Genomic DNA, 23,224 nt, shown 5'->3' with positions numbered 1-23,224 from the left:
TGTTCCTATTTGTTATCAAATCATGCGGAGGGAAGCGGTGAAATCACCGAATTGGGATCAGCACCGCTGGGGTTGCTTTCCTCTGAGGGGATGGGCGTCTCTGGCGTCACCGGGGTGGCGCCATTTTCGGGAGTGGTGGAGGGCGTCTCCGGCGTGGTACCTGCCTCCGTGCCGCTTTCTGGAGTTACATAGGGCGTCACCGGCACAGGAATTTCAGAGGAGTTCCCTTCGGTGGGAACACTGGGCAGAGAGGGTCCCTTTGAAATGACCTTGTTGCGAACCTTGTAGTCACTGCTGGCTTCAAAGTCGCTGGAGATGAGCTTTCCGCTGCCGTCATAGAGATTGCGGTAAGTCTCCACCTTATAGCCAGTATAGGGTGTGGTCTTTACTGTCACCGCCCCGGCGGGGAGGGCTGGGTCGTCCTCGTATACGGTTTTGTATTCCGTGGTGGAGAGGACCTTGTTGGACATCTTCACGGTGACGTCGTCGGTCTTGGTGCCGTATAGCGTCATGGTAAGGTAGCCCTTGGAGTAAACTGACTGGATTTTGACAGGATAATCTGTGTTGTTGCGGAAGCGGTAATTGGGGCCGCCCCAACTGACGGTGGCGTCCATGCCCTTTGGAATATACGCGGGAACGTAGCGGTGGGCGTACCGCTCCACGATCTCCAGATTCGACTTCAGTGTGGCCAGATAAAGCGTGGAGGACGGCTGGCACACGCCGCCGCCGATCTCGTCTACCGTCTCGCCCTGCACATAGGCTGGTGCGGGCTGATAACCCCGGGCGATGGTCCGCTGGCCCACCACCTCGTTGTAGTCAAAAATATCACCGCTGTTCAAAACCGTTCCATTGAGGGAGGCAGAGGCCAGCTTCACATTGCTGATGCGGGCGGCGCTGCCGCCCACATGGGTGGTATAGGACCCCAGCAGATCCCGGAACAGGACGGGCTTCAGCTGTTCCGACGTGACGGCGGGATATTCCATAACGGCCGGAATTTTCAGAGTGTCGCCGGGAGCGGCGGAGGCTATCATGGACTGCGCCTGGACCACATCGAATTCCGCGCCGGTCTTCTCGGGAAGAATACTTTGGGTGGCGGCGTCATATCCTGCGTTTTTCATTTCGCCGGACACCTGATCGTAAATTTGCTGGGCAGTCATCGTTTGGGCGCTCTGCGTGACATAGGACACGTCCAAAGAGAGATCGCGGTCCCAGTTGCCACCCTTCAGCCCCTGTGCCAGCTTTTTCGAGTCGACGGTCCGGCCGTCCTTCCCCATATGGATCAACAGGGCGGAATCCTCCATCTCAAAGGAGGTGTCTTGGCTGGAATAGGAGAGGGAATCCGCAGTGGTCTGAGCCGACGAAAGGGTCTGCTCCGCATCCGGGGAAATCATGTCCGCGGCGTCGCAGGAGGCGCCGGAATTGGTCAGGTACCGCCAGCCGAGAGTGAGAAAGCTGCCGTGCAAATTTTTTTGATAGGCGCTCTGTGCCAGAGCCGAGGTGTCGGCTGTGACACCCAGATCGGACAGGGCAATATAGGCGTCCGGCGTGGAAGCCCGCTCTGGAATCTTATCCAGAGCGGCATTGTAGAGATAAACGCCAATTTTCAGGTTCGGCAGGGCCTTGTCCAACTTCCGCGCGGCTTGGGTCACCGTCAGACCGCCGAGGTCCTGGCCCAGAACCTCGGTGTTCTTCCAGATGACGCCGCTGCTGGCAGCGTAGGCGCACAGCCCCGCATATCCAGCCGCCAAAGCGCCCAGCAGTAAGAAGGGTATGGTGACGGACAGTCTGGAATGCTTTTTCTGCTGCTCCTGCACGACCATAGTATCCATTGGTTCCTCCCTGTGCATTCTGAATTGGGATAAAAATCTCTTAACTGACATCAGTATAACACGTTTTAGGAGGAATGACGTTACAATCCTGTAACAATGCAGGAGCCTTTACGTGGATATCTCTGGGAATGCGGATGGTTAAAATGATGGCCTCGTCCGTTTCCTCCCGCTGGCTTTTGGCGTCAATTCCGGCACTTTGGATAAGCTGTAATCCGTGGTCAACACTGTTGAGGAACAGCCGCACGTCCTTAATAATGTATGCCCGCCGTCCTTTGGGCGGTATCTGCCGCAGAGCCTCAATCCGCCGCTGGACAAACTGCTCCGTCTGGGCCACGTTCAGCCCTGCCCCGGCTGCGTGCTTTACCGCCGCCAGCCGCTCGTTCTCGCTGTCAAGGCGCAGCAATACCCGGGCGTGGCGCTCGGTCAGGCCGCTTTCCGTCAGAACCCGGCGGCATTCCGGGGAAAGCCGCAGCAGCCGCAGCTTGTTGGCCAGAGCGGAGGGGGACAGACCCAGCTTTTTGGCCGCGGACTCCTGCGTCATGCCCGTCTTTTGAACAAAAGCGGAGATCGCCTCTGCCTCTTCGAAATAATGCAGGTCCTCTCGCTGCAAATTTTCCACCAATGCCAGAAGAGCCGACCCAGCGTCATTGGCGGACCATTCCAGGCATGGAACGCTGGAAAGCCCCGCCAGCTTTGCCGCCCGAAGCCGCCGTTCGCCCGCCACCAGTTCCCATTGGTCCTCCCCCTGGCGGCGTACGGTCAGGGGCTGCAAAATTCCATTTTCACGGATGGAGGCGGCCAGTGCTTCCAGCGTCGTCGGATCGAAAACCTGCCGCGGCTGGGCCGGGTTGGGAGAGACACTCTCAATGGGCAGCATAAGAACCCGCTGTTCCAATTGCATGAAAACGCCCCCTTTATATTTTTCTATATTTTACAGACAAGCATTGAAAAAAGGACGTCTTTTCCGTCGAACATAAAAAAGAAGCAGAAAAAGCAAGGAGCGCTCCCGCTGATGACATGCAGGGCAGTACAGTCGGCGTCATGCCGATGAAAAAGCGGCAGCGGCTTTAGCCGCTGTCGCCAATAAAATTTTCTGCTGTTTTACACCGCTGTTTACAGCTTACAAAGGGCCCCGGACACGCGGCTGCAACCCCTTGTGTGTCGCCTTAATATTTATATTCAGCAAGAATCATTTCCGGAATATCGGCACCGCTGCGCTGAATTGCCTCCCAGTTGGTAAGCAGCTCCAAAAGAGCGTCAATAACAGCCGTTTCCCTCAAATGCGCATAGCTTTTGTAACAGTTGAAGGATTCTTCGTATCCCGCCGAGAGCAGCGGATAGTCTGCCAGCTCGTAGACGGGAGACTGCACGGACGAGGTAATTGCGATCATCTTCAGCCCCTTTTCCTTTGCCAGCTTCATACCCTGTATAATTTGCTTGGAGCTGCCGGAATGTGATATGGCAATTACAATGTCCCCGTCGGTAGCCAGATTGATATGGTTCATGAAGTATTCGGGAGCAACGTCATAGATGCAGCGAATTCCCAAGCGCCCAAGGCGAAACCCCATGTACAGGACCAACGGCATGGTGTTGCCCACGCCAATTATATAGATTTCATTGGCTTGCTTGATTAACTCAACGCTGGATCGCACCGCCTCTTCGTTGATACATTTCCCCACATCCAGCAGCTTTTGCGCGTATCCGTTAAAAAGGAACTGAATTGCATTCGGCTGCGTTTGCATCCCCTCATCGTCGGGAGCGTTGTGCCCGACATCTTTTGCAAGCGACAGACGAAGCTGGTAGTACCCTTCATATCCCAAATGATGGCACATGCGGATAACCGTAGCATCGCTTACTCCGCTTCTGCGCGCAAGCTGCGCAACGTTGATGTTGATCGTTTCCGTAGGGTGAGCCAATACGTAGGAAGCAACCTTGCGTTCCGCGGTATAGATTTTACCGTAATTCTCCTTTATGACTTCCAAAACAGATTTTTCACTCATTCAACCGGTTCCTTTCCAATACATATTAACAATTGACATCTTAACAATAAGACGCATATCGGCGCGGAGCGAGGTACAGTTCTGGAACTTTATCCGGAGATGGACAAGAACGCCAAAGCTGCTCGCCGGCGGAAACGGGAAAGTTCTCTGCGTGCCAGAGCCATGCATGTTTGCGCTGACGTTGTTATGTTAAAAGTATAAGGAAAAAGTTTTCAAAAAGCAAGAGATAGAATCCCTGCAAAGAAATTAAATTTTTTAGAAACTTCAAAAAGTCGAGCAGAAGTAAAAAAATCATGTGTGAAATATTATTTTTTGTTCTAAATTTGTACGAGGTTTTTTTTGGACACTGGGCTAGTGCCTGTCAAAACAACATAAAATTTGAAAAAAAATCAGCTGTTTTGTGCATTGCAAGCAATGACTGCGACAGCGTATAATAGCCATAAATTCGAAAAGAAATAAAATTACATTTCATAACAATCTGACCGGCGGGAGGGATTCGCGTCAAATGAACTATCGGAGCCGCTATGGAGAGTTTTTGGAACGGAGCATGCGCACCACTTCCTGCATGGATCCGCAAGCACCGCATCTCGCCGTAGGTTATACAAGTGATCTGGACGTCGTGCTCACGTGGGAACAGAGCGTATTCGATGCTCTGATTGCCCGGCACCTGCACGGGATTCCCGCATTTGAAGAAAGTCAAACGATTGATAGTTTGGAAGACCTCGCCGGTGTTTTGGCCTATTACGTCATTCATGGACTGGGCGGAGAGATGGAAATTTCTTCTCCTGAGATCTGCGATTGGCTGGTCAGCCATTTCGAGTCCGCAAAGGCCCTTGGCGGGACAGGCGCGCAATGCGGCGCGGCGCTGGGCACAGTCGGATATCCGGCTGTGGTTCACATCAGCGACAAGTGCCGGCAGGTTTGCGAGTTTTTGGATTACCCGTCTATTACGGCTGTAAAAAACGGACGTCTGGTAAGTGTTCCGTCCATAGAAAGCGGCGATATGCCCGTTTATCATTTCATCTGTCAGTACAGCAAGGGAACCACGGTTACAGTGGATGGGAAAACCTATGTCGCTCCTGAATCCAACCGATTGATTCTGGAGTTTGACACAATCCACAAGCACTTCCGGGCGGATGCGGAGTATTACACCTATTTGGAAGAACACGCAAAAGAGATTCGCGCGCTTTCTATTTCGGGCTTCAACAGCATTGTGGACCCGAAGATTGCTCAGGATGAGCTTAAGCCCCTGATCACACATTTTCAGCGATTAAAGGCGGCCAACCCGGACCTGACCATTTATCTCGAAAGCGCACATTACCTCTCCGGAAAAGTCCGTGAGACCGTATTTGAGTTACTGGGTTCCTCCATTGACATTTTGGGAATGAATGAAGAAGAAGTTCTGGCCCATACCGCTTTGGAAGGGATGTGTACAGACAAGAGCGATTTCGACAGTATTGTGCGCGGACTTCAATTTATACTAAACCTATATCGGACACGTGGTATTATTCTGCATACCAAGGACTATTCCGCCTATTATGGCGAAGAGCTTCCGGTGGATATTGAGCTGGGACTGACTGCCGGAAATTTACTGAGCGGAACAAGAGCGCGCGTTGGACATTACGGGAATTTGGAAGAATGCCAGGAGAGCCTTCAGTGCGGATTCTCAGAAACGGGTCTGGAGTTTTATTCGAAAGTGGAAGCCTGGCGTCAGACGCATCCGAAAAAACAGCTGATCGTAGTTCCAAGCCGATACCTGGAGCAACCCAAATGCACCATTGGTTTGGGCGACACATTTGTGGCCGGCGTATTAACTTGCTTTGCATGAAGAAGCCTGCCGTCGGAACCAGAATATGAACTGTGGAGCGGATAAAATGGCATATTATATGGGCGTTGACGTCGGAACCTCCAGCTTGAAAACAATTCTTACCGACGAAAAGGGAGTCGTGCTTGCCGGCTGCGCAAAAAACTATCAGTTCAGCTCTCCGTGCAGCGGTTATGCCGAGCAGGATCCGGAGGAATGGTGGTTTGCGGCTGTTGAGACGATTCATGCGGTGCTGGGGGAAACGCACCTGTTGGGGGAACAGATTGAAGGAATCGGGTTTTCGGGACAGATGCACGGATTGGTTCCTTTGGGAGCCGACGGCAAGCCTGTCCGCAGGGCTATTTTGCACTGTGATGCCCGTTCTACCAAGCAACTCGGGGAAATCACGCGGACACTGGGGACGCAGGGGGTGCGAAACGAGCTGATGAATCCCGTTTTCACCGGATTTCTCCTGCCCAGCCTGCTGTGGGTCCGGGACGAAGAACCTGAAAACTATGCGAAGATCGAAAAAGTTTGTCTGCCCAAGGATTATATCAAATTTAGGCTTACGGGAGAGCTTACAAGCGATTATTCGGACGCGGGGGCGACCCTGGCCTTTGATTTGAAAAATTCCTGTTGGAATAAGAAAATTCTGAAAGCGTTTCATTTGCCGGAGGAGTGGTTTCCGCCCTGTTATGACAGCTATGCCGCGGTGGGAACTGTAAGCCCGACGGCAGCCGGGCAGACAGGACTATCCATTAGGACGAAAGTTGTTGCGGGCGGCGGCGACCAGGTTATGCAGCGCCTTGGCAATGGGGCTGATGATGATACGGCCGCCACGGTGAATATCGGTACAAGCGGCCAGGTGTGTTTTCAAAGTGCTGCGCCGCTGCTGAATCCCGCGCTCAATACGAATATGTTCTACGGGTTTGATAAAAACACATGGATCCTGTACGGCGCCATTATGAATGCCGGTCTCAGCCTGAGCTGGTGGCGCAGTATTATTCGAAATAAAAGTTACGATGCACTCAACGCGAGCGTGGAAAAAGTTCCGGTGGGAAGCAGAGGGTTGATTTTTCTGCCCTATCTGAACGGGGAGCGTACCCCCCACCTGAACCCCAATATCAGCGGCGCGTTTATCGGCGCCAATTTAGATACGACCCGCGCATGTATGAGCCGCGCCGTTATGGAGGGTGTCACTTATGCGCTGTATCAATGCTTGGAAATCTGCCGGAGTTTGGATTTGAACGCAGATGTTCTGATTTCCTCCGGCGGCGGCTCCCACAGCCGCGTGTGGCGACAAATTCAGGCAGACGTCTTTGGAATTCCCTTAAAGGTGGCACAGTCCGGGGAACAAGCTTGTTTGGGCGCCTGTATCTGCGCGGCGGTAGGCTGCGGACAGTATGCCTCTGTGGGGCAGGCGTGCCGTGCGATGGTGAGATACCATGATTGGATGGTGGAGCCCATTGCCGAAAACCATGAGCGGTATCAGGAGTCCTATCAGCTTTTTAAAGAGATCTATGCTTCGTCGGGAGGCGTACTTGAAAAAGCGGCGCTTATGGGACGCAGATATATTGAATGACGGGATCGGGAGGCAAGTAATGGATTCTTACAAGTATATCCTGGAATGCCATGACCTGAGCAAATCCTTCGGCGGAACGCATGCATTGTCGAATGTAGATATGATGATCCGCCCCGGAACGGTACATGCGCTGATGGGAGAAAACGGCGCCGGTAAGTCCACCCTGATGAAATGTATCATCGGGCTGCATGCGCAGGATTCCGGAACCATCCTGTTTGAGGGCGAGCCTTACAACGCCAAAACCCCCGCCGAAGCAGCAATGCGCGGGGTGGCAATGGTTCATCAGGAGCTGAACGTAGAGCCATATCTGACGATTGCAGAAAACATCTATCTGCACCGGGAGGATGTGAGCGGACCCTTCCTGAATAAAAAAGCGACCCTGAGAAGAGCGCAGAAGCTTTTGGATGACTTTGGATTTGATGCGCCGGCCAAGATGGAAATGCAGAGTTTGCCGCTGGCAAAAGCCCAGATGGTGGAAATTATCAAGGCGGTTTCGCAGAATGCAAGGCTCATCATCATGGATGAACCGACTTCCTCCCTCGACAGCGAGGAAACGGAGCATCTGTTTCAGACAATTCGGAATTTAAAGGCACAGGGAAAGACGATTGTTTACATCTCTCACCGCATGGAAGAAATTTATCAGATTTGTGATGACTACACCGTATTCCGCGACGGGCGGTCTGTGGGCACCGGACGGGTGTCCGATATCACCTCGGCCGATCTGATTACGCTGATGGTCGGCCGAGAGGTTAAGAACGTTTTCCCCAAAACGGAATGTGAGATCGGTGAAGTTGCCCTGGAAGTCAAGAATCTGACCGGAAGGGGCTATACGGATATTAACTTCCAGGTGCATAAGGGAGAGATTCTGGGCTTGACGGGTCTTGTGGGCGCGGGACGCTCGGAGACGATGAATGCAATTTTCGGGCTGGCCCCCTCCATCAGCGGACAGATTTTTCTTGAGGGAAAGGAACTTAAAAACAGGAGCACCACGCAGGCAATTGCCAATGGCATCGTCATGGTCAATGAGGACCGCAAACGGTACGGTCTTTGTCTCATGCGCTCTTTGCGGGAAAACATTTCCCTTCCAAATCTAAGAGCTCGCCAGAAAAAGATGATTGTAAATCAAAAGCGTGAAAAGAAGGAATGCGCCCAATACGCCAAAGAGATGACCGTCAAGTCGGCCGGTTTGGAGATCGAAGCGCTGAGCCTGTCCGGCGGCAATCAGCAAAAAGTGGTCTTGGCCAAGTGGCTGATGGCAAATCCCAAGGTGTTGATCCTGGATGAGCCTACCCGCGGCGTGGACGTCGGAGCCAAGGCGGAGATTCATACGCAAATCTGCAAGCTGGCTGCCCGCGGGATTGCTGTGATTATGATTTCTTCTGAATTGCCGGAAATCATGGGCATGAGCGACCGGATTTTGGTCTATCACGAGGGACGGATAAACGGGGAAATCCTGCGCAACGACATCCTCTCCGGGGCAGCGACTCAGGCGACCATTCTGGCAAAAGAATTCGGGCAATAAAAGGAGAGTAGAGACATGGGTAGATTAAGAAGGGAAAAGATCCTGGGAATGGATCAGACGGATTTTACACTGTTCATGCGGCGCTATGGCATAGGTTTGGTTTTGGTGGCAATGTGTATTTTCCTGACGTTTGCATCTCCCAATTTCACCAAACCGACGAACCTGCTTTCCATTTTGAATTCAGTTGCCGTCAACGGCTGTATTGCCTTTGGCATGTGCGTGGTCATCACGGGCGGCGGTATCGATCTGTCGGTCGGCTCCATGCTGGCGCTGGGCTCCGTTATGGTCGGCAAGATGCTCGATACCACTGGAAATAACCTGATTGCCTGTGTGGTCTGCATCGCGATCTGCACCTTCTTCGGATTGATTAACGGCCTTCTGCTGGCAAAATTTGATTTGTTCCCCTTTGTTGTTACGCTGGCAACGCAGCTGTCTATTCGCGGCATCGGGTATCTGATTTCCGGCGGTTACTCCGAGGGCCTGTCCAATGTGAACTTCACCAATATTGGAATCGGCAAGTCCTTTGGAATTCCGAACGCCGTCTTTTTCCTGGTTGCGATTCTGATTGTCACTTATATCCTGATGCACCAGACGAAGTTTGGCCGATACGATTATGCCATCGGCGGCAATAGGGCCGCGGCCATCGCTTCCGGTGTTCCGGTGTTCTGGACGACCGTCGGCACTTATGTCTTTTCCGGTTTCTGCACGGGAGTCGCCGCGGTTTTGATGAGCGCCCGGATTAATGCGGCGCAGCCCAACATCGGTATCGGATACGAGACGGACGCCATCGCGGCGTGCGTAATCGGCGGAACATCCTTTGCCGGCGGCATTTCCACAATTCCTGGCTGCATGATCGGTATCTTGATGATCGGCGTTATTTATAACGGGATGAATCTGCTGGGTGTCAACAGTTACTGGCAGACCATTCTCAAGGGCCTGCTCATCCTGCTTGCGCTGCTGCTGGACAGATTTATGAACAGGAAGCGTTGATTTACACCATGACTGCTTCTGTTTTGACGGAAGATCAGCGGCCATTGCGGTATAAAATATGAAACAACTGGTTTAAATTGAGTTTATTCAAGCCTGGTCAGGCTTAATAAAATAATAAAAGGAGAAAAGAATTATGAAAAAAATTACCCGTCGCTTGTCCTTGCTCACGGCCGTTATCCTTGCTCTTGTCCTGAGTCTGTCCGCATGTGGATCTTCTTCGTCCGCCCCCTCTTCGTCTGCTCCCTCTTCCGCATCTTCCTCCACAGCGGGCAGCGACATCAATGTCGCGTACATCTGCAAAAACACCGTCGATGCGTTCCACCAGACCATCAATACCGCCGCAAAGAGTGCTCTGGATGGACTGGTTTCCAACGGTTCCATTAAATCCTGGCAGCTGTATGACGGCCAGACCGACCCGGCCACTCAGGTGACTCTGCTTGATACGGCCATTACCAACGGCGCCAACTTCGTCATTTTCCTGCCTGCGGAAGCCGCCGGTTCCGATCCTGTTGTCACAAAGTGCGCAGAGCAGGGAATTCCCTGCATCGTTGTGAACTCCAAGACCAACAGTACGGATGCTAAAGCGACCGCCTTTGTTGGCTCGGATGACGTTTTCGCCGGTGAGCTGATGGGCAAATACATTCAGGAAAAGTGCCCCAACGGCGGCAAGTTCCTGCATATGCAGGGCATTATCGGCAACTCCGCCCAGATCGACCGCGGACAGGGCATTGCCAACACGCTGGGCGCTGACAGCAAGTTCGAGATGGTTGGCGAATATGCTTGCGACTGGTCTGCTGATAAGGCCGTTACCAATGCCACAGACGCCATCACCACCTATGGTGATAAGATTGTGGCAATCGTCTGCGACAACGACGATATGAGCTCCGCTGTTCAGAATTACTGCAACTCCATCGGCCGTACCGACATTTTCTGCATTGGCGTTGACGGCAATGCCGGCCCTCTGGGCATGGTCAAGGCCGGGACTCTGGGCGCAACGGTTCTGCAGGACGGTGCCAGCCAGGTTACCACGGCCATCAGCATGATTCCGGACGTGGTTGCCGGCAAGCAGGTGGAAAAGAGCACCATGATCCCCTTCGTTCTGGTTACTCCGGAAAATGTTGATCAATATCTGAAGTAAGATACCCCGGTTTTTGACTCCGAAGCCCTTGACCAAAACTGCGGAGTGTCCCTGACCGAGCCGCTCCGCAGTTTTTATAAGGGTTTTCCTTTTCACTCGATGTGAAATAATATTACACAAAAAAGAGCTGTGAAACTTTGACGTCATGTGCATTTAGAAGCAGACACTGTTTCTTAACTACTGCATTCTGCTGGATGGCAGGTAAGCCTTTGATGAAGGTATCGGGCAAAACAAGGCTGGGCAACTCTTTTGTGCGGATTATGTACAGCGGTTTCTGTACAGAGCTTCCAATTTTTTAAAGGAGAAAACGTTATGCTAATGAACATGGTAGACCTGCTGAAGGTCGCAAATGAACATAATTTTGCTGTGCCAGCTTTCAATATTGGAACCGGCATGATTCTCAACGCGGTGATCGAACGCTGCGAGGAGCTGCAGGCTCCGGTTATCCTGGCAATTCACCCCAGTGAGCTGAAGTTCCAGGGCGATAACTTTATCGAGAGCGTCAAAGCCATTGCTAACAAGACGAAGATTCCCTGTGTGATCCATCTGGACCACTCCGGTGAGGCAGATATTTACCGTGCAGTGCGTGACGGATTTACCTCCGTGATGATTGATGCGTCCTCTCTGCCGTTTGAAGAGAATATTGCCATCACCAAGAAGATCGTTGAGTTCTGCCGCCCGCTGAATGTTTCTGTGGAAGGCGAGTTGGGAACCATCGGCACAACCGGACAGTCCTTCGAGGGCGGCGTATCTTCCACTGAGATCCGATATACCCAGCCGGAGGAGGCCCGGGAGTTTATCGACCGCACAGGCGTGGATTCTCTGGCAATTGCCATTGGTACCTGCCACGGTATTTATCCGAAGGGTTATCAGCCGAATCTGCAGCAGGAACTGCTGAGTAAGATCAAGGCAATTGTGCCTGAGACACCGCTGGTTCTGCATGGCGGTTCCTCCAATAAGGACAGTGAGATTGCCGAGTCCTGCAAGCGCGGTATCAACAAAATCAATATTTCCTCCGACATCAAGGATGCCTTCTATCAGGAACTGCGCAACACTCTGAAAGATCCGTATATTCGTGAGCCGTTTGAACTGTATCTCCCCGCCATTGAGGCGATGAACGCGGTGATTGATCATAAGATCAAGCTGTTCAACGATGCCGATAAGGTCAAGTATTATAAGCTGGGCTGATTGCTGAATAGTCAAGAGGAGACATGTATCAAACGGTGCATGTCTCTTTCCGTAAAACAATATTTTTCAATACAGTGAAAAGGAGCAAATGATATGAAACGTTCTGTCATCAATACCGGTATTGACTGGGCCATCGACACGTGTAAGCGGTTCCGCTGTGCGCTGCCGGATTTTGCATATTGGACCCCCGAGCAGTGGGAAGAAAAGAAGGCATCCACCGACTATATGCGCAAGGTTGCCCTGGGCTGGGATGTCACCGACTATGATACCGGTGATTTTGAAAAGGTGGGCGCCGTCCTGTTCACGCTGCGCAACGGCGAGGTAGACCGGCCTGAGGCCGGGACCGTATACTGCGAAAAATATATTGTCATGAAGGCGGGACAGCTGCTTCCCTGCCACTTCCACTATTTCAAAACGGAGGATATCATCAACCGCGCCGGCGGTACGCTGCGGGTGTACGTCTGGAACAGCACTCCGGAGGCTGACGGTTATCAAAAGGACCTGAAGAGCGACGTGCATCTGATGTGCGACGGTCAGGCGGTCACCATTCCCGCCGGCGGATACGTGGATATTAAGGCAGGCAACTCGATTACGCTGACGCCGCATATCTATCATTCCTTTGTTGCGGTTCAGGAGGACGGCGATCTGGTCGTGGGTGAAGTTTCGCGCGTAAATGATGACGCTGCGGACAATCACTTCAATCCCCCCGTAAATCTTCCCCCTGTTGCTGAGGATGAACCCGCAAGGCACCAGCTGTGCGGCGGTTATAAGCAGTGACTGATAAAAAAACGGGAAGTGGAACGGGTTTCACTTCCCGTTTTTAAAAAAGCTGACAGGGGGAAACGAATATGGAAACGATGACTCCCGCCCAAGCGCGGGAGATGCTGCTGGCCTGTGCGGACAAAATTATCCGCAATGAGCCGTATCTGACGCGTGTGGACAGCGCCATCGGGGACGGCGATCACGGCATCGGCATGATGAACGGCATGATGGCGGCCCGCGCTTGCCTGAAAACAAGTACGGAAGAATGCGACGTGTATGCGTTATATGCAAAAATGGGTTCCGCCATGGAAAAAGCCATGGGCGGCGCCTCCGGCATGATTTTTTCCTCGCTGTTTACCGGCAATGCCGCGGAGCATGAGCCGGCTGAACGGATCACGCCCGCCGATCTGGCAGAGCTGATGGCGGCGGGGCTGAAGACGATTCAAAAGATCGGACATGCGCAGCTGGGCGACAAGACTATGGTGGATGCGCTGCAGCCTGCGGTAGAGGCGATGAAAGCCCATAGCGGCGCTTCATTTGAGGAGATGCTTGCGGCGGCGGCGGCGGCGGCGGCTCAGGGCGTGGAAAATACGAAAAAGTATGTGGCAAAATTCGGACGCTCCAAGAGTCTGGGAGAGCGGGCCGTGGGCCATCCGGATGCCGGAGCCGTCAGTACCTGGCTGATCTTTCAGCAGATGCACGATTATATGGCCGGAACCGTCAGCCCGGACCCTGATTTGAAGGCGCTGCGGGCGACCGAAGAGCCTCAGGCGACCGAGGACGCGGCAGGGGGCAAGAAAAAAATAATCAATGCGCCGCAGGATGTTGTCAAAGAGGAGTGCGAGGGATTCTTAGCCGCATTCGGCGGGAATTTTGAAGCGGTTCCGGGCGTAAACGGATTGGTTAAAAAGGACATTCCAGCTGGGAAAACGGCGCTTGTCATCGGCGGCGGTTCCGGGCATGAACCGATGTTCGGCTTTTTCCTGGGAGAGAATCTGGCGGATGCGGCTGCAAGCGGAAACGTATTTGCATCCCCGGACCCCACCACCATTGAGCGCACAGCCGAGGCGGCAGAGCGCGGAGCAGGCGTCCTGTTTGTGTACGGCAACTACGCAGGGGATAACCTGAATTTTGACAGGGCGGCGGAGCGTCTTGCTGCCCGGGGAATTCAGAGCAAGACCGTTCGCGTGTGGGACGACGTCGCATCGGCGCCCAGAGAACGTATTACGGATCGCCGCGGGATCGCCGGTGATGTTTTCGTGCTGAAGATCGCCGGGGCCGCATGCGCCTGCCTTGATTTGGAGGAAGCCTTCCGCGTTGCCTCCAAGGCGCGTGACAACACCTACTCCGTCGGTATAGGGCTGGCCGGAGCGACCATTCCGGGCCAGAGGGAGCCTATTTTCAGACTTCCGCCGGATCAAATGGAATACGGGCTGGGCATCCACGGGGAGCCGGGCATTCAGCGCGTCGGGATGAAGACGGCGGATGAGATTGTGACAGATCTGCTGGAGGTGCTTATCAAGGACAGCGGTATCCGGGCGGGCGATACGGTGTGCACCTACGTGAACGGACTGGGCAGCACCACGCTGATGGAGCTGATGATCATGAACCGAAAACTTGCTCTGCTGCTGCAAGAAAAGGGCATCCGGGTGCATAATATGGACGTCAACAGCCTGGTTACCACCATGGAGATGGCGGGAGCCTCCATCACCCTGATGAAAATCGACGGCGAACTTCAGAAGTATTACGATATGCCCTGCAGCAGTCCGTATTATAAAAAAGACTGAGACAATCAATTGAGGTAATTTTCATGTCATGTAAAAAGTGGTATATGGGTACCAATACCAAGATGTATAAGACCATCGCACAGACCAATCAGTTTATCGGCCGCCTGAGTGAATTGACTGCGGATATTGACCGCAGCGGATGGGAGCTGTTTGTCATCCCCAGCTTTACCACGCTGGACAGTGCGAATCAGCACCGGGACAAGAACCTCGTCAAGCTGGGCGCACAGAACATGGGCTGGGAAGAGCAGGGGCAATTCACCGGCGAAATAAGTCCCCTGATGCTTCAGGAGGTTGGCTGTGACCTGGTGATGATCGGACACTCCGAGCGCCGCCATGTTTTTATGGAGACAGACGAGATGGAGAATCGAAAAGTGCGGTGCGGGTTGGAGCACGGCTTTACCGTACTCCTGTGCATCGGTGAAACGGAGGCAGAAAAAGAGGCGGGGCAAAGCGACGAGGTCCTGAACAGACAGATTGAAGCGGGGTTTGCGGGCGTAGCACAGGAGAATGCAGACCGAATCTGGGTTGCCTATGAGCCGGTTTGGGCAATCGGCGTCAACGGAAAGCCTGTGGAAATCGACTATGCCGACCGGAAGCTGACCGTCATCCGGGAAAGCCTGGTAAAGCGCTTCGGCCCCCAAGGCGAGGACGTTCCGATTTTTTACGGAGGCTCCGTCAATGCGGAGAACGCCGAACCTCTCGCCAGCTGCAAGGATATCAACGGCCTGTTTATTGGCCGCAGTGCATGGGATGCCGACCGTTTTTTTGCCATTATTCGGAAAGTTCAGGCTGTACGGCAAAAAATAAACTGAAAAACAGGAGTATTTACTATGAAAATTGCAATTGGCTGCGACCCGAATGCCGCAGACATGAAGAATAACATCATCGAGTATGTGAAAGGCCTTGGCCATGAGGTGACTGACTTCGGATCAGAGGACCCGATTTATGCAAAGGTTGCCTTTGCCGTGGGTGAGGCGGTTGCCGCCGGAAAGTTTGACCGCGGAATCCTCTTCTGCGGGACCGGACTGGGCGTTATGCTGGCTGCTAATAAGGTCCCCGGCTGCTATGCCGCTGTGGTTGGCGATGTCTACAGCGCGCAGCGGGCCTGCCTTTCAAACAACTGCAACGTGATCACCATCGGGGCGCAGGTGACCGGCATTAAAAAGGCGGAGATGATGGTCAGGGAATACCTGTCCTGCACATACGTCCACAATGAGCGCAGCGCCGCAAAGGTCGACGCCATTGTCGCGTATGCGAAGGAGCACGGTCAGTAATCCTGCCGAATGTTCCGGGTCATCTACAAATGCGGCTATACCGGGCGCAAGGCTCAAAGGCACGGTGCAAAAAATAATTTACGGCATATGTCAATTTCGTTATTGACATATGCCGTTTTCCATGTATAATAAAACTATAAATAGCATATGCCATAAATGCAATAAATGCAGCGGGTCAGCGTCGTCAGCAGTAGGAAAATTGATTTGCTGACCGGGCAGAAAACGCTCCGGACGAAAGGAAAAGGAGAACAATATGCCTCGACCGAAAAAATGCAGAAAGGTTTGCTGCCTTCCCAGAGTGAAAGAATTCCTGCCTTCCCAGGAAAGCGGCGCATCCCCGGAGGTCGTCGTCATGACCGTGGACGAATATGAGGCGGTCCGCCTCATCGACAACGAGGGCTTTTCACAGGAGGAGTGCAGCGAGTATATGAAGATCGCGCGCACGACCGCGCAGCAGATTTATCTGAGCGCGCGCAAAAAAATTGCCCGCGCACTGGTAGAGGGGCTGGCCCTCAGAATCGAGGGCGGGGACTATTGCCTTTGCGAGGGTGGGGAATCGTATTGCGGCTGCGGTGGGTGCCGAAGACACCGCCGCGGCTGTATGGAAATGGAGCAAACACAGAAGGAGGAAGAAAAATGAAGATTCTGATTCCAGTGGACGACAGCAGGGAAAACGTCTGCGTTTCCTTTGGCAGAGCGCCGTATTTCCTGATTCACAATACGGAAACCGACACGTCCGAGCTGATCGGGAATCCCGCCGCCGAGGCCCAGGGCGGCGCGGGGATCAAGGCGGCTCAGTTTGTGGTGGACAAGGGCGCAGATGCGCTGGTCACCGTGCGCTGCGGGCAGAACGCCGCGGACGTGTTCAAGGCCGCGGACATTGCGATCTACCGGGCGGATGGCCCGTCCGCGGCGGAGAACCTGAAAGCGTTGTCGGAGGGAAAACTCAGCGAGCTCACCAGCTTCCACGCGGGTTTTCACGGCAAGGCGTGAGGGTCGCGGTTCTCAGCGGCAAGGGCGGTACCGGAAAGACCTTTGTCTCCGTGAATCTCGCCGCAGCGACAAGGAACGCGGTCTATATCGACTGCGATGTGGAGGAACCCAACGGCCGCCTGTTTCTGAAACCGACGCACACGAACGAATCGCCGGTGTACACGCTCATTCCGGAGTTTGACGCAGCAAAATGTACCGGTTGTCGGAAGTGTGTGGAATTTTGCCGTTACAACGCACTGGTATTCGTCCGAGAAAAGCCCATGGTATTCTCCGAAGTCTGCCATTCCTGCGGCGGGTGCGCGCTCCTCTGCCCGAAAGACGCGGTTTCCGAAAAGCCGCATTCGGTGGGGGCGGTTGAGGAAGGCACAGCGGGAAGCGTGCGCGTGGTCACGGGTATTATGAATACCGGCGAGGTATCGGCGGTGCCGGTGATCAAAGCCGCGCTGCGTGCCGGAGCGGGCGTGGAAGAGCTGACCGTCATTGACTGCCCGCCGGGCAGCGGATGCCCGGTGATGGAAAGCGTCATGAATGCGGATTACTGCATTTTGGTGACGGAGCCTACCGCCTTCGGCTTTCATAATTTTCAGATGGTCCATAAGCTGGTGACCTTGCTGGGCAAACCCTGCGGCGTGGTTGTGAACAAGACGGAAGAAGCCTATGCGCCGCTGGAGGAATTTTGCGCGGCGCACCGAACACCCATTCTGCTGCGCATTCCGTACCGTGAGAATCTGGCCAAACTCGGCGCGGCAGGCCAAATTGCCGCCGAACAGGATGAGGAGACCGCGTCGCTGTTTCGGGATTTGCTGACGGCGGTTCAAAAGGAGGCGGCGAGGTGAAAAAGCTGCTGATTTTGAGCGGCAAGGGCGGAACGGGCAAAACCACCGCCGCCGCCGCGTTTATCCGTTTCGCGGACGCCCGCGCTTTTGCCGACTGTGACGTGGACGCGCCCAATCTCCATCTGGTGGCCGGCGTCGGCGGCACGCCGGAGCGGTTTGACTATCTCGGCTCCCGAAAAGCGTCCGTTGATCCCGAGAAATGCACTGGCTGCGGCGCTTGTGCAAACGTCTGCCGCTTTGACGCCATCAAAAAAACGGAGAGTCTCTGCGAAATTGTTCCGTATTCCTGCGAGGGTTGCGGCGTCTGCGCGGTGGTATGTCCTCAGAATGCGGTATCCCTTCAGGACGACGTGGCCGGAGAGGTGGCGCTCTTCAAGGGCGAACGGGTTTTCTCCACCGCCGAGCTGAAAATGGGACGCGGCAACTCCGGCAAGCTGGTGTCGGAGGTCAAGTTGGCGCTGATCAACGCCGCCCGAAACAAAGAACTTGCCATCATCGACGGTTCGCCCGGCATCGGCTGCCCGGTCATCGCCTCCATGAGCGGCGTGGACCTTGTATTAATTGTGGCGGAGCCGTCCGTCTCTGGGATCAGCGATATGGAGCGGATTTTAAAAACGGCGGCGATCTTCCAGACCAAAGCCGCAGTCTGCGTTAACAAATGGGACGTAAATCCGGACAGCGCGAAAGAAATTGAGCGCTTTTGCAAGGAAAACGACATCCCCTTTGTGGGCCGCATCCCCTATGACAGGCAGGCGTCGGCCGCCGTCAACGCCGGAAAAAGCATCGCCGAAGTCGATTGTCCCGCTTCCCGCGCGCTGCGGGAGGTATTCGAGCGCACAATGGCGCTGCTGGAAGTGAATTCAATAACCAAAATTAAAGGAGATATGAACTGATGAAAATTGCGGTTGCATGCATGGGCAAACAGGTTGGCGGCCATTTCGGCCACTGCGAGAACTTCACGATCTTTGAAGCGGAAGACGGAAAAATCGCTTCAGAGAACAGCATTCCGAATCCCGGCCACAGGCCCGGGTTCCTGCCAAACTTTCTGGGCGACATGGGCGTGGAGGTCATCATCGCCGGGGGCATGGGCGGCGGTGCGGTGGAGATTTTCAATGAGCGCAAAATCGAGGTCATTGTCGGGGCCGAGGGTGACGCCCGCGCCGCTGTGGAGTCCTACCTCGGGGGAGAGCTGAAATCTACCGGTTCCGTCTGCCACGAGCATGCGCATGAAAACGAGTGCGGCGGCCATCACGCGCCGAAAGGCAACTGATCCGATCTTCCATTTAAAACGAAGTCTAAATCACGGCCGGCAGAATGATTCTGCCGGCCGTGATTTACATCAGCTTGTAATTGTATCAAGTCCGACTTCCGGGAGCTGTTCGACACGCATGGCCTCAATGTAGTAAAAGGGCCCGCCCGGCTGTCCGGAGCCCGGATATAGGGTGCCCTGACGGAGGATTCCCGTCACTCTCACCCAGGAGCTCTCGGAGACAAGCCCGGAAAGATCCTCATTGGATTTAAATTCAAAATTGACATAGCCGCCCGTACAATAGGGACAGGTGGGGCCTTTTCGCCCCACAAAGGTATATTTATCGTCGAAAATCATGTAGTAGCCGTCAATTACCACCGATTTTCCGTCATAGTCGGAAAAGTTTTCGTACCAGTCGTTAATCTGGGTCATATAGAGCTTATCTCCGACGGTAATGTCAATTTTGTTTGGATCAAAGTTTTTCCGGTCGGCGGCAATGTCGTAGGGATAATCGTCGCTTGCCTCCTGCGGGCCTGACGACGCCGCACTGCCGGAGGCGGCAGCGGAGGAGACGGATACGGAACCTTCCGCCCCCGCGCTGCTTTCCGGCGCCGACACCTGCGAAGAGGCGTGTTCGCCTTTGCCCGAACCGCAGCCAGCGGTGAACATAAGCGCAAAGCATAAGACGAAAAGAAGTCCTTTTTTCATAGCATCACACCCTTTCCCGCAGCTTTTCTATCCCTGTGAAAATAAAAAATACGATGATATCCGTGACAACAATGCATGCGCCGGTGGGCACGGAGTCCAGGTAGGAAATGGTCAGTCCCAGCATGAAGCAGGTAACTGACAGAACTGCGGATACCAGGATGGTGGTCTTAAACCGTTTGCATACGCGCATGGCGGTAAGCGACGGAAAGACGATCAGACTGGAGATCAGAAGGGTGCCCATCATCCGCATACCCAGCACCACGGTGATTGCGGTGAGAAAGGCGATGACCATGTTATAAAAACGTGTTCTGGTACCGGTGGCGGAAGAAAAAGTCTCGTCGAAGGTCACCGCGAAAATGCGGTTGTAAAAGAGGACGTACAGAATAAGCACCGCCGCACTGAGAAAAACGGAGAGCGTCACATCCGTGCGGTTCATGGCGAGGATGCTTCCGAACATGTAGTTGCACACATCCGTGTTCATGCCCGTGGTCAGTGAAATGGTCATGACGCCCACGGCCAGCGCGCCGCTGCATAGCAGCGCCGTGGCCGCGTCACCTTTGATCTTTGAGCTGTCCTTGAGCTGCAGCAGAAAAAATGCGCAGATGACACACACCGGGATGGAAACCGCCAGAGGCGCCGCATTCATGGCATAGGCGACGGCCAGAGCCGCAAAGCCGACATGGGAAAGACCGTCGCCGATCATGGAATACCGTTTTAAGACCAAACTTGCTCCCAGAAGCGAGGCGCACAGAGATACCAGCACACCCACGATCAGCGCGCGGACCAAAAACGGATAGGAAAGCATTTCTGCGAGGATATTCAGCATGTTTTACCTCCCAAAAATCGCATTCCGATTTCACTGAGTCGGTAATCTTCCGTTTTTCCATAAAAGAGCTGCCGGTTACCAAGGTGCAGAACGTGATCCGACTGCTCAATCGCACCGCGCACATCGTGTGACACCATAATAATAGTGATGCCCTGCTCGTTGTGGAGCGCGCAGATGACACGGTACAGATCGGCGGTCATAATGGGATCAAGGCCCGTGACCGGCTCGTCGAGAAGAAGCAGCTTTTTTGTGGCGCAAAGAGCCCGGGCCAGCAGCACACGCTGCTGCTGGCCGCCGGAAAGATCGCGGTAGCAGCGCTTTTCCAGATCGAGGGCTCCCAGCATATCCAGCTTTTCGCGGGCGTCGTCCCAGTCGGCAGCTCCGTAAAACGGGCGCAGACCCAGATGATTCAGCCGTCCGGACAATACCACCTCCAGTACACTGGCGGGGAAATCCTTTTGCGCCGCGGTCTGCTGGGGAAGATAGCCGATTTCCGTGGGCCGCAGCCCGTCGCCCGTCGCGATCTCACCGCCGGAGGGCTTTTTCAGGTGCAGCAGGCCTTTGAGCAGCGTGCTTTTTCCCGCGCCGTTCTCGCCCACAATGCATAGATAGTCTCCGGATTCCACGGAGAAGTTCAAATCAGACAGCACCGTTGCTCCCTCATAGGAGAATGCGGCGTCGCGGCAGGCTAGCAGGCTCATGTCAGTTCAGAGCCTCCTTTAGTACTTCCACATTGTGTTCCATCAGGCTCAAATAGGTCACACCTGCCTTGAAGTCACTGTCGCTGACATTGTGGACGGCGTTGAGCAGCTCGCTCTTTGCCCCGGTTGCCTCACAAATGGAGTTGCACATCTGCTCGTTGGAAAGCTCAATATGGAACACAACGGGGATCTTGTCTTCTTTCGTTTTTTTGATCAGAAACGCCACGGTGGAAGCGTCTGCCTCAGTATCCGTGGAGCAGCCGGGGAAGGCGGCATAATATTTAAGGCCGAATTCTTTGCAGAAATAACGGAACGGGAAACGGTCGCCCACAATGATTTCTTTACGTTTGCCGTTTTCCACCACCTTGCGGAATTCATCGTCCAGCTTCTGAAGCTGGGCGAGATAGGCCTGCGTATTGGCTTTGAAGGTATCCTGATCGGCGGAATCCAATGTGCACAGCGTGTCACAGAGCTTTTGTACAATTTTCATGGCGTTGGCAGGCGAGGTCCAGACGTGTTCGTCCATCTCCGGGGTCGCCTCCGCTTCGCTCCCAGCGCTCTCCGCTTCAGCCTCGGGCTGCATCCCCTCGACCAGTTCCTCTTCCACCAGATCCACGCAGTCCATGAGCTTGAATATGGTCATTCTGCTCTGATCCATGGAGGTGAGCACGTCGGCGACCCATTCGTCGGAATCCCCGCCCACATAGACGAACAGGCCGCTGTTCTGTATGGTGATGATGTCCTGCGGTGTGGGCTCAAACGTATGGCTCTCCGCACCGGGCTTAAGGAGCATGGTAACGTCCGCCTTGTCTCCGACAATCTGACGGACAAAATCATATTCCGGGAAATTTGTGCAGACCACGCTGAGCTTTTGTGCGTTTTCGGCATTGCTCGCTGAAGCGGAGCTGTTTGGCAAAGGCCTGCTTGCGCAGGCAGAGAGGGATGTGACGAGCAGCAAACCCGCCGCCAGGCAGGCAAGTGTTTTCTTCATAAAATAATCCTCCGATAATCCAGCAATATTTAAAAAAGGGCGCAAAAATACAAGGGAGTATCGGCGGTGCGCCGAATCGGTCCGCCGATGGGCAGACCTCTCCCCTGTGATGCTGAATATTGCTTAATCGGAGAGCTTGACCTTTAGAGAAATAAGTGTAACCGCCGCCGACTCACGCCGGTGAACGGATGTAAGCGCTTTTAGAAAGAACAAGGTGAAAGAAAAGACCGCGGCGCCCAAAACTGCCGTCCCCGCGGTGCTCAAAATTTGCTGACAAATCTGGATTTCGTGGCAGATCGGGCAGTTTTCTCCGGTGCAGTTGTGACCGGATTCCTGAATAATGTAAATGGTGGAAACAAACATGACAAGCAGCAGCCAAAGGCACATCGCCGTGGCCGTAATTCTGCGTTTTTTTGTCATCTTCCATTCCTCCGTTGCTTATAAACGCGAATCTGCGCGCGGCAGGCAGCCGCTGCAAACGCCGTATAAAACCGTTTTTTGGCGGCTGATCTGAAACCCGTTCGCCTCAAATGTGTCAGAGAGCAGCCGGTCCGTAATCTCCTGCTCCATATGGATTGTCTTACCGCACTTCATGCAGATCAGGTGAATACAGTCGCGGCAGTGCTCCGACTGAATGTACTGATAGTAAATTTCTCTTGAACCCTCTTTAGTAAAGCGGTTGATAAATCCCGCGCCTTCCAGCGCCGTCAGGTTTCGATAAATTGCACTGAGACTTATTTTGGGAGCGGGCAAGCTCTCTGCAATTTGCTGCGCTGAAAACTGCCTGTCGGGATTGCGCTGTAAAAAATCCATGAGCTGCCCGCGCTGTTCCGTTTTATAAGCCGCCATTTTAATGCCTCCGCCACAAATTTGCGAATCAACTGCAAATCATGGTAACACCAAGGCCAATGGTTGTCAATTGAATTTGCAGACAAATTGCAAATTCGCAAAGAAAAAGTTCTCATAATGAAATGCATAATATTCCATATTAAACTGCATGAAGTACCGAGGATAAACAGAGTAACAATCAGATGAAAACGGCGC

Annotated in this window: 24 protein-coding genes; 15 read left to right on the top strand and 9 right to left on the bottom strand. The window is 53.8% G+C overall.

Annotated features, from left to right (window positions below; genetic code table 11):
- Positions 1 to 20 precede the first annotated feature (20 nt).
- The 3 genes from ABWQ15_RS12735 to ABWQ15_RS12725 form a co-directional block, all read right to left on the bottom strand.
- Positions 21 to 1,829, bottom strand: a complete 1,809-nt coding sequence (locus tag ABWQ15_RS12735; protein WP_353909153.1) for a VanW family protein — start codon at positions 1,827 to 1,829, stop codon at positions 21 to 23.
- A 40-nt stretch (positions 1,830 to 1,869) separates the two neighbouring features.
- On the bottom strand, positions 1,870 to 2,730 hold the full coding sequence (locus tag ABWQ15_RS12730) for a ParB/RepB/Spo0J family partition protein (protein WP_353909152.1): 861 nt from the start codon (positions 2,728 to 2,730) through the stop codon (positions 1,870 to 1,872).
- 265 nt (positions 2,731 to 2,995) lie between these two features.
- Positions 2,996 to 3,829 (bottom strand): MurR/RpiR family transcriptional regulator, encoded by an 834-nt coding sequence (locus ABWQ15_RS12725; RefSeq protein ID WP_353909151.1) that lies wholly within the window; start codon positions 3,827 to 3,829, stop codon positions 2,996 to 2,998.
- A gap of 505 nt (positions 3,830 to 4,334) precedes the next feature.
- On the opposite strand from ABWQ15_RS12725, the gene ABWQ15_RS12720 reads away from it, so the two are divergent.
- The 15 genes from ABWQ15_RS12720 to ABWQ15_RS12650 all read left to right on the top strand — a co-directional run bounded on the left by ABWQ15_RS12720 (position 4,335) and on the right by ABWQ15_RS12650 (position 18,975).
- The gene (locus ABWQ15_RS12720) at positions 4,335 to 5,657 is read left to right on the top strand and encodes an ADP-dependent glucokinase/phosphofructokinase (protein WP_353909150.1); all 1,323 of its coding nucleotides are present in this window, start codon (positions 4,335 to 4,337) and stop codon (positions 5,655 to 5,657) included.
- Between the two features lie 46 nt (positions 5,658 to 5,703).
- Positions 5,704 to 7,215: a xylulokinase gene (gene xylB, locus ABWQ15_RS12715; protein WP_353909149.1), complete on the top strand. Its 1,512-nt coding sequence runs from the start codon at positions 5,704 to 5,706 to the stop codon at positions 7,213 to 7,215.
- Between the two features lie 19 nt (positions 7,216 to 7,234).
- A complete protein-coding gene (locus tag ABWQ15_RS12710) occupies positions 7,235 to 8,737 on the top strand; it encodes a sugar ABC transporter ATP-binding protein (RefSeq protein WP_353909148.1) in 1,503 nt (500 codons plus the stop codon).
- A 15-nt stretch (positions 8,738 to 8,752) separates the two neighbouring features.
- Complete coding sequence (locus tag ABWQ15_RS12705) at positions 8,753 to 9,727, top strand: ABC transporter permease (protein WP_353909147.1); 975 nt, start codon at positions 8,753 to 8,755, stop codon at positions 9,725 to 9,727.
- A gap of 133 nt (positions 9,728 to 9,860) precedes the next feature.
- Positions 9,861 to 10,865, top strand: a complete 1,005-nt coding sequence (locus tag ABWQ15_RS12700; RefSeq protein ID WP_353909146.1) for a substrate-binding domain-containing protein — start codon at positions 9,861 to 9,863, stop codon at positions 10,863 to 10,865.
- 312 nt (positions 10,866 to 11,177) lie between these two features.
- A complete protein-coding gene (locus ABWQ15_RS12695) occupies positions 11,178 to 12,053 on the top strand; it encodes a ketose-bisphosphate aldolase (protein WP_353909145.1) in 876 nt (291 codons plus the stop codon).
- A gap of 93 nt (positions 12,054 to 12,146) precedes the next feature.
- Complete coding sequence (locus ABWQ15_RS12690) at positions 12,147 to 12,830, top strand: D-lyxose/D-mannose family sugar isomerase (protein ID WP_353909144.1); 684 nt, start codon at positions 12,147 to 12,149, stop codon at positions 12,828 to 12,830.
- Positions 12,831 to 12,901: 71 nt separating this feature from the next.
- On the top strand, positions 12,902 to 14,602 hold the full coding sequence (gene dhaL / locus ABWQ15_RS12685; RefSeq protein WP_353909143.1) for a dihydroxyacetone kinase subunit DhaL: 1,701 nt from the start codon (positions 12,902 to 12,904) through the stop codon (positions 14,600 to 14,602).
- 23 nt (positions 14,603 to 14,625) lie between these two features.
- The gene (gene tpiA / locus ABWQ15_RS12680) at positions 14,626 to 15,414 is read left to right on the top strand and encodes a triose-phosphate isomerase (RefSeq protein ID WP_353909142.1); all 789 of its coding nucleotides are present in this window, start codon (positions 14,626 to 14,628) and stop codon (positions 15,412 to 15,414) included.
- Positions 15,415 to 15,432: 18 nt separating this feature from the next.
- Positions 15,433 to 15,876 (top strand): RpiB/LacA/LacB family sugar-phosphate isomerase, encoded by a 444-nt coding sequence (locus ABWQ15_RS12675; RefSeq protein ID WP_353909141.1) that lies wholly within the window; start codon positions 15,433 to 15,435, stop codon positions 15,874 to 15,876.
- Between the two features lie 253 nt (positions 15,877 to 16,129).
- Positions 16,130 to 16,516: a DUF134 domain-containing protein gene (locus tag ABWQ15_RS12670; RefSeq protein ID WP_353909140.1), complete on the top strand. Its 387-nt coding sequence runs from the start codon at positions 16,130 to 16,132 to the stop codon at positions 16,514 to 16,516.
- Entirely contained in the window at positions 16,513 to 16,869 is a 357-nt protein-coding gene (locus ABWQ15_RS12665; RefSeq protein ID WP_353909139.1) for a NifB/NifX family molybdenum-iron cluster-binding protein, read from the top strand. The genes ABWQ15_RS12670 and ABWQ15_RS12665 overlap by 4 nt, the downstream gene beginning before the upstream one ends.
- Positions 16,866 to 17,705, top strand: coding sequence for a nucleotide-binding protein (locus ABWQ15_RS12660; RefSeq protein ID WP_353909138.1), 840 nt, complete (start codon positions 16,866 to 16,868; stop codon positions 17,703 to 17,705). The genes ABWQ15_RS12665 and ABWQ15_RS12660 overlap by 4 nt, the downstream gene beginning before the upstream one ends.
- The gene (locus tag ABWQ15_RS12655; protein WP_353909137.1) at positions 17,702 to 18,598 is read left to right on the top strand and encodes a 4Fe-4S binding protein; all 897 of its coding nucleotides are present in this window, start codon (positions 17,702 to 17,704) and stop codon (positions 18,596 to 18,598) included. The genes ABWQ15_RS12660 and ABWQ15_RS12655 overlap by 4 nt, the downstream gene beginning before the upstream one ends.
- Positions 18,595 to 18,975, top strand: a complete 381-nt coding sequence (locus tag ABWQ15_RS12650; RefSeq protein ID WP_353909280.1) for a NifB/NifX family molybdenum-iron cluster-binding protein — start codon at positions 18,595 to 18,597, stop codon at positions 18,973 to 18,975. Before ABWQ15_RS12655 ends, ABWQ15_RS12650 begins: the two co-directional genes overlap by 4 nt.
- 69 nt (positions 18,976 to 19,044) lie before the next feature.
- Here the strand turns inward: ABWQ15_RS12650 and ABWQ15_RS12645 are convergent, their stop codons facing one another.
- The 6 genes from ABWQ15_RS12645 to ABWQ15_RS12620 all read right to left on the bottom strand — a co-directional run bounded on the left by ABWQ15_RS12645 (position 19,045) and on the right by ABWQ15_RS12620 (position 23,029).
- Entirely contained in the window at positions 19,045 to 19,662 is a 618-nt protein-coding gene (locus tag ABWQ15_RS12645; RefSeq protein WP_353909136.1) for a hypothetical protein, read from the bottom strand.
- A 4-nt stretch (positions 19,663 to 19,666) separates the two neighbouring features.
- The gene (locus ABWQ15_RS12640) at positions 19,667 to 20,488 is read right to left on the bottom strand and encodes a metal ABC transporter permease (protein WP_353909135.1); all 822 of its coding nucleotides are present in this window, start codon (positions 20,486 to 20,488) and stop codon (positions 19,667 to 19,669) included.
- Positions 20,482 to 21,189 (bottom strand): metal ABC transporter ATP-binding protein, encoded by a 708-nt coding sequence (locus tag ABWQ15_RS12635; RefSeq protein ID WP_353909134.1) that lies wholly within the window; start codon positions 21,187 to 21,189, stop codon positions 20,482 to 20,484. The genes ABWQ15_RS12640 and ABWQ15_RS12635 overlap by 7 nt, the downstream gene beginning before the upstream one ends.
- A 1-nt stretch (position 21,190) precedes the next feature.
- Positions 21,191 to 22,180 carry a metal ABC transporter substrate-binding protein gene (locus tag ABWQ15_RS12630; RefSeq protein ID WP_353909133.1) on the bottom strand — a complete coding sequence of 330 codons (990 nt, stop codon included), beginning with the start codon at positions 22,178 to 22,180 and terminating at the stop codon, positions 21,191 to 21,193.
- A gap of 123 nt (positions 22,181 to 22,303) precedes the next feature.
- Positions 22,304 to 22,600 (bottom strand): hypothetical protein, encoded by a 297-nt coding sequence (locus ABWQ15_RS12625; RefSeq protein ID WP_353909132.1) that lies wholly within the window; start codon positions 22,598 to 22,600, stop codon positions 22,304 to 22,306.
- Positions 22,601 to 22,618: 18 nt separating this feature from the next.
- Positions 22,619 to 23,029, bottom strand: coding sequence for a Fur family transcriptional regulator (locus ABWQ15_RS12620; protein WP_353909131.1), 411 nt, complete (start codon positions 23,027 to 23,029; stop codon positions 22,619 to 22,621).
- Positions 23,030 to 23,224: the final 195 nt, after the last annotated feature.

It is taken from the genome of Oscillibacter sp. (genome assembly GCF_040505565.1).
Taxonomy (GTDB): domain Bacteria; phylum Bacillota; class Clostridia; order Oscillospirales; family Oscillospiraceae; genus Oscillibacter.
Note: the sequence above shows the minus strand (reverse complement) of the source record. Positions and strands in the feature narration are given on the sequence as shown.

Coding starts and splice junctions, on each gene's coding strand:
- ABWQ15_RS12735 (WP_353909153.1), bottom strand. CDS start 1,829: ATGGATACTATGGTCGTGCAGGAGCAGCAGAAAAAGCATTCCAGACTG.
- ABWQ15_RS12730 (WP_353909152.1), bottom strand. CDS start 2,730: ATGCAATTGGAACAGCGGGTTCTTATGCTGCCCATTGAGAGTGTCTCT.
- ABWQ15_RS12725 (WP_353909151.1), bottom strand. CDS start 3,829: ATGAGTGAAAAATCTGTTTTGGAAGTCATAAAGGAGAATTACGGTAAA.
- ABWQ15_RS12720 (WP_353909150.1), top strand. CDS start 4,335: ATGAACTATCGGAGCCGCTATGGAGAGTTTTTGGAACGGAGCATGCGC.
- xylB (WP_353909149.1), top strand. CDS start 5,704: ATGGCATATTATATGGGCGTTGACGTCGGAACCTCCAGCTTGAAAACA.
- ABWQ15_RS12710 (WP_353909148.1), top strand. CDS start 7,235: ATGGATTCTTACAAGTATATCCTGGAATGCCATGACCTGAGCAAATCC.
- ABWQ15_RS12705 (WP_353909147.1), top strand. CDS start 8,753: ATGGGTAGATTAAGAAGGGAAAAGATCCTGGGAATGGATCAGACGGAT.
- ABWQ15_RS12700 (WP_353909146.1), top strand. CDS start 9,861: ATGAAAAAAATTACCCGTCGCTTGTCCTTGCTCACGGCCGTTATCCTT.
- ABWQ15_RS12695 (WP_353909145.1), top strand. CDS start 11,178: ATGCTAATGAACATGGTAGACCTGCTGAAGGTCGCAAATGAACATAAT.
- ABWQ15_RS12690 (WP_353909144.1), top strand. CDS start 12,147: ATGAAACGTTCTGTCATCAATACCGGTATTGACTGGGCCATCGACACG.
- dhaL (WP_353909143.1), top strand. CDS start 12,902: ATGGAAACGATGACTCCCGCCCAAGCGCGGGAGATGCTGCTGGCCTGT.
- tpiA (WP_353909142.1), top strand. CDS start 14,626: ATGTCATGTAAAAAGTGGTATATGGGTACCAATACCAAGATGTATAAG.
- ABWQ15_RS12675 (WP_353909141.1), top strand. CDS start 15,433: ATGAAAATTGCAATTGGCTGCGACCCGAATGCCGCAGACATGAAGAAT.
- ABWQ15_RS12670 (WP_353909140.1), top strand. CDS start 16,130: ATGCCTCGACCGAAAAAATGCAGAAAGGTTTGCTGCCTTCCCAGAGTG.
- ABWQ15_RS12665 (WP_353909139.1), top strand. CDS start 16,513: ATGAAGATTCTGATTCCAGTGGACGACAGCAGGGAAAACGTCTGCGTT.
- ABWQ15_RS12645 (WP_353909136.1), bottom strand. CDS start 19,662: ATGAAAAAAGGACTTCTTTTCGTCTTATGCTTTGCGCTTATGTTCACC.
- ABWQ15_RS12640 (WP_353909135.1), bottom strand. CDS start 20,488: ATGCTGAATATCCTCGCAGAAATGCTTTCCTATCCGTTTTTGGTCCGC.
- ABWQ15_RS12635 (WP_353909134.1), bottom strand. CDS start 21,189: ATGAGCCTGCTAGCCTGCCGCGACGCCGCATTCTCCTATGAGGGAGCA.
- ABWQ15_RS12630 (WP_353909133.1), bottom strand. CDS start 22,180: ATGAAGAAAACACTTGCCTGCCTGGCGGCGGGTTTGCTGCTCGTCACA.
- ABWQ15_RS12625 (WP_353909132.1), bottom strand. CDS start 22,600: ATGACAAAAAAACGCAGAATTACGGCCACGGCGATGTGCCTTTGGCTG.
- ABWQ15_RS12620 (WP_353909131.1), bottom strand. CDS start 23,029: ATGGCGGCTTATAAAACGGAACAGCGCGGGCAGCTCATGGATTTTTTA.